Genomic DNA, 4,078 nt, shown 5'->3' on the forward strand with positions numbered 1-4,078 from the left:
GGTGCGGTGGGCGCCGGGGGCATGCGAGCATTGGGGCATGGACGATGTGGAAGTCGGGCAGGTCGATATCACTGCGGTTCCCACCACGTTCGGAGGGTCGGTGGTACTGCTCGACGTCCGCGAGGACGACGAATGGCAGCGCGGCCACGCCGCCGGGGCGCAGCACATCCCGATGGGCGATGTCCCGGCCCGGATCGCCGAGATCGATCCGGACGCCGAGCTCTACGTGATCTGCCATGCCGGCGGTCGGTCCCTGCGGGTGGCCAACTACTTGGCCCGGAACGGCTACACCCCGGTCAACGTCGAAGGCGGAATGCTGGCCTGGGCCGGAGCCGGACGTCCGGTCATCACCGACGCCGGCGGCGCGGGCAGCGTCTGACCGGGCCGGACGTGTCAGGGGATCGTGGCTAGGCTGGTCGGATGATCCAGGTGTGTTCGCAGTGCGGGACGCGCTGGAACGTGCGTGACCGGCAGCGGTCGTGGTGCCCCCGATGCGGGGGCTCGTTGTTGGCCCCCGCTGCGTCGTCGGTGCCGCAGAGCCAGTGGGGACCGCCTGCCCAATCGCCCACGTCTGCCGCGCAGGCGCCGTCGGCAACGGCGCAACGCACGCCCCAACTCGCTCCCGGTTATCGCTGGGTCGCGCTCCGTCCCGGAGCCCCGCCATATCAGCGGCGCCGCCGGCGCCCGCTCGGACCCACACCGCATTACCGGGCGATCCCGAGCTGGGGGCTGCACCAGCAGTTCGATCTCGAGGAACCACCGCAGAAAACCGCCGAAGACTCCGGCGTCGGTGCCGTGCGCCTCATGCTCGTCGCGGCCATGGTGCTTCTGGGCGTCGCCGCCTTCGCTCACCTGATCCGGTACGCGCTGCTGCTGATCAACCGCAGCGTGCTGCTACACCCGTTGATCGCGATCGGCGGCGTGGTGATCGGCTTGCTGGCCAGTGTCGTCGCGCTCGTCGGCGTAGTCATGACCGTGGTGGTACTCGTGCGCTGGCTGATTGCGCGTCGGGCCGCCGGATACGCCGCACACGGCGAGGTGGATCCGCGCAGCACCACGACATTGTGGGTCTGCTGTCTGGTGCCCGGGGTAAACCTCGTGATGGCGCCGGTGTTCGTGTGGGAGCTGGCCGCGCTGGAAGGCCGCCTCTCTCACCTGCGGCGATCGATCGTGGTCTGGTGGATCGTGTGGGTGCTCAGTGCCGTCGTCGCGGCGTGGTCGGTGGTGAGCACCGTGTACGTGACGTTCTTCGACGACACCGCCCAGAACATCGCCGACAACACGGTGACCACGATCGTCGGGTACCTGCTGGCGATGGCCGCCTTTCTGCTGACGGCGAAGGTGTTCACCGGTTTCGAAGGCGGCAGCGGTACGGGCACGACGGCGCAGCGCGGCATCCGGCGCTGGGTGGTGGTCGAGCAAGAGGCACCCGCAGCCGAGGCGGCCGAGCCTTCGCAGAATCGTGAGGATTCGGCTGAATCCGCCGTTCCGGTTGAGCCCCAAGGGCAGAACCCGGCAGCATAGGCCCTATGGAAACGGGCGACGGCGGAGCCGCCGGGCAGGCGACCCCGGGACCTGGGCACCCGTTCGTGGTGGCCCACCGCGGAGCGTCCGCCGACAAGCCCGAGCACACACTGGCCGCGTACGACCTGGCGCTGAGTGAGGGTGCCGACGGCGTGGAATGCGACGTGCGGCTGACCCGCGACGGGCATCTGGTCTGTGTGCACGACCGCCGGGTGGACCGCACTTCGACCGGCACCGGGCTGGTCAGTGAGATGACACTGGCCGAGCTGCGCCGGCTGGACTACGGGTCATGGCATGCGGGTGGGCGATCCGACGGGCTGCTGACCCTCGACGAGCTCGTCTCGTTGGTGCTGGACTGGAACCGCCCGGTCAAGCTGTTCATCGAGACCAAACATCCCGTGCGCTACGGCGCGCTGGTCGAGAACAAGGTGCTGGCGCTTCTGCACCGCTACGGGATCGCCGCGCCGGCCTCGGCCGATCTGTCCCGCGCGGTGGTGATGTCCTTCTCGGCGGCGGCCGTGTGGCGGATCCGCCGGGCCGCACCGATGCTGCCCACCGTGCTGCTCGGGGAGACGTCGCGATACCTGGGCGGAAGCGCCGCGACAACCGTCGGCGCCACCGCGGTGGGTCCGTCGATCGCGACCCTGCGTGAGCATCCGGAACTGGTCGACCGGGCCGCCGCGCAGGGGCGGGCGCTGTACTGCTGGACCGTCGACCATTACGAGGACGTCCAGTTCTGCCGGGATATCGGTGTCGGTTGGGTGGCCACCAATCATCCCGGCCGCACCAAGAGTTGGCTGCAGAACGGCCTGACCGGTGCGGGCCGGGACTGACGGCCGGGAGCGCTAGAGGTTTCCGCCCGCGGCCTTGGGTGCGCCCGGGTCCACGGCAGTGGCGCCGGCGAGTTCACGGGCCACGAAGTCCTCGATGTGGAACAGGTTGGCACCGGCGCGATCGGCGATGCGCACCAGTGTCGCCATCGACGAGACCTCTTCGATCTGCTCCTTGAGGAACCACTGCATGAACTGTTCGCCGAGGTAGTCGCCTTCTTCGCGGGCCACGCTCGCCAGCCGGCTGATCTGCTCGGTGACGGTGCGCTCCTGGCTCAGGGCCAGCGCGAGCGCGTCACGGGGAGCATCGAAGCGGTTGCACACCGCATCGACACCGGGGATCTCGACGTCGATATCGCGATCGAGCAGGTACTGGACCAGCATCATGGCGTGGTTGCGCTCCTCGACCGCCTGCGCATAGAAGTGCTTGGCGAGCTGCGGGAGGTCGGCACCGTCAAAATAAACCGCAATTGCGATGTATTGCTGTGACGCGGTGAACTCGCTGCGAATCTGATCGGAGATAAGAGCGTGGAATTTCGTGTCGAGTTCACTGGTCGTCGTCATGATCGCCGAGGGTATAGCAGGTCAACGCGGATTGTCATCGAAGGTAGACCTCATTGAGGTCAGCTTTACCTTAGTTGACCGCGGCCGTTGTGGCGTGCATAACATTTGCTCTTGAGAATTTGCTGATCCCGAATTTAGCGTTGCCTTGCTTAAGGTTGGGGCTTTTCGATGACGTCGTCGGGCACCGGCGCATCGTCGGCCAGCGCGTTGAACAGGCGCCCCGCCGCGTCGCTGTCCCACACCACCACCGCACCCGAGTCGCTGCCGGTGAACTCCCCGATCGGCACCGTGGTGGTGACCATGTCGTCACCGTGCATCGCCCAGGCCAGCCGGCCCAGGTCCCAGACATGTGCGTTCTCGTCGACGGCCACCGAGTTGGTGGCGGCTTCGGCCATCGGCTGCCACCGCAAGGGGTTGAACAGCACCTCCGGGCTGGTGGCCCGGTGCAGCAGGGCGGACATGAACGCCCGCTGGTGGATCATGCGATCCAGGTCGGCGCGCGGCGTGGCGCGGGTACGGACGTAGCCGAGCGCACTGCGGCCGTCGAGTTCCTGGCAGCCGGCCGGTAGCTCGATCCCGGCCAGCGGATCGCTGATCGGCTCGGCCGGGCACATCGTCACCCCGCCGACGGCGTCGACCATTGCGGCGAAGCCGTCGAACCCGATCTCGGCGTAGTGGTCGAGGTGCAGGCCGGTGGCTTGCTCGACGGTCTGTGCCAGCAGGGGTGCCCCGCCCAGCGAGAACGCCGCGTTGACCTTGTCCTCGCCGTAGCCGGGAATCGGCAGATAGGAATCCCGGGGGATCGAGACCATCGTGGCCGGTGTACCCGCGCCGATCCCGGGGATGTGCACCAACAGGATCGTGTCGGTGCGCCCGGTGCCGATGTCACCGCCGGTGGCCAGGTCGGACTGCTGCTCGGGGCTGAGGTGCTGGCGACTGTCGGAGCCCACCAAGAGCCAGGTGGTGCCCTTCGCGGCGGCGGGACGCTCGGGGTAGTCGGCCAGGGCCGGAATGCGGTGCAGCGACGAGTCGATCCACAGCCCACCGCCGATCATCGCCAGCACGGCCGCCACTACGAGAACCACGACCATCGACAACACCCGACGTCCCCAGTGCCGCCTGCGTCGGGGCCTGGGAGCCTGCGCCGGTGTGGCCGGCCG

General features: G+C 68.3%; 5 protein-coding genes. 3 read left to right on the forward strand and 2 right to left on the reverse strand.

The window, feature by feature from the left end; all coding sequences use genetic code 11:
* Positions 1 to 37 precede the first annotated feature (37 nt).
* From E0T84_RS31410 to E0T84_RS31420, 3 genes are read left to right on the forward strand one after another with little or no spacing between them, the layout of a single operon-like run.
* Complete coding sequence (locus E0T84_RS31410) at positions 38 to 379, forward strand: rhodanese-like domain-containing protein (RefSeq protein WP_070185077.1); 342 nt, start codon at positions 38 to 40, stop codon at positions 377 to 379.
* Between the two features lie 41 nt (positions 380 to 420).
* A complete protein-coding gene (locus E0T84_RS31415; protein ID WP_070185076.1) occupies positions 421 to 1,524 on the forward strand; it encodes a DUF4328 domain-containing protein in 1,104 nt (367 codons plus the stop codon).
* Positions 1,525 to 1,529: 5 nt separating this feature from the next.
* The gene (locus tag E0T84_RS31420) at positions 1,530 to 2,357 is read left to right on the forward strand and encodes a glycerophosphodiester phosphodiesterase (protein ID WP_070185075.1); all 828 of its coding nucleotides are present in this window, start codon (positions 1,530 to 1,532) and stop codon (positions 2,355 to 2,357) included.
* 12 nt (positions 2,358 to 2,369) lie between these two features.
* Here the strand turns inward: E0T84_RS31420 and E0T84_RS31425 are convergent, their stop codons facing one another.
* Together E0T84_RS31425 and E0T84_RS31430 are read right to left on the reverse strand one after the other, a co-directional pair.
* A complete protein-coding gene (locus E0T84_RS31425) occupies positions 2,370 to 2,918 on the reverse strand; it encodes a ferritin (protein ID WP_070947199.1) in 549 nt (182 codons plus the stop codon).
* 149 nt (positions 2,919 to 3,067) lie between these two features.
* Positions 3,068 to 4,078: LCP family protein (locus tag E0T84_RS31430; RefSeq protein ID WP_249383795.1), on the reverse strand; the 1,011-nt coding region annotated here is incomplete at its 5' end.

The sequence above is a fragment of the Mycobacterium sp. DBP42 genome (assembly GCF_005924235.1).
In the GTDB taxonomy this organism is placed as follows: Bacteria; Actinomycetota; Actinomycetes; order Mycobacteriales; family Mycobacteriaceae; genus Mycobacterium; species Mycobacterium syngnathidarum.

Excerpts from the sequence above, each read along its gene's own strand:
- E0T84_RS31415 (WP_070185076.1), top strand. The coding sequence starts at position 421 with ATGATCCAGGTGTGTTCGCAGTGCGGGACGCGCTGGAACGTGCGTGAC.
- E0T84_RS31410 (WP_070185077.1), top strand. The coding sequence starts at position 38 with ATGGACGATGTGGAAGTCGGGCAGGTCGATATCACTGCGGTTCCCACC.
- E0T84_RS31425 (WP_070947199.1), bottom strand. The coding sequence starts at position 2,918 with ATGACGACGACCAGTGAACTCGACACGAAATTCCACGCTCTTATCTCC.
- E0T84_RS31420 (WP_070185075.1), top strand. The coding sequence starts at position 1,530 with ATGGAAACGGGCGACGGCGGAGCCGCCGGGCAGGCGACCCCGGGACCT.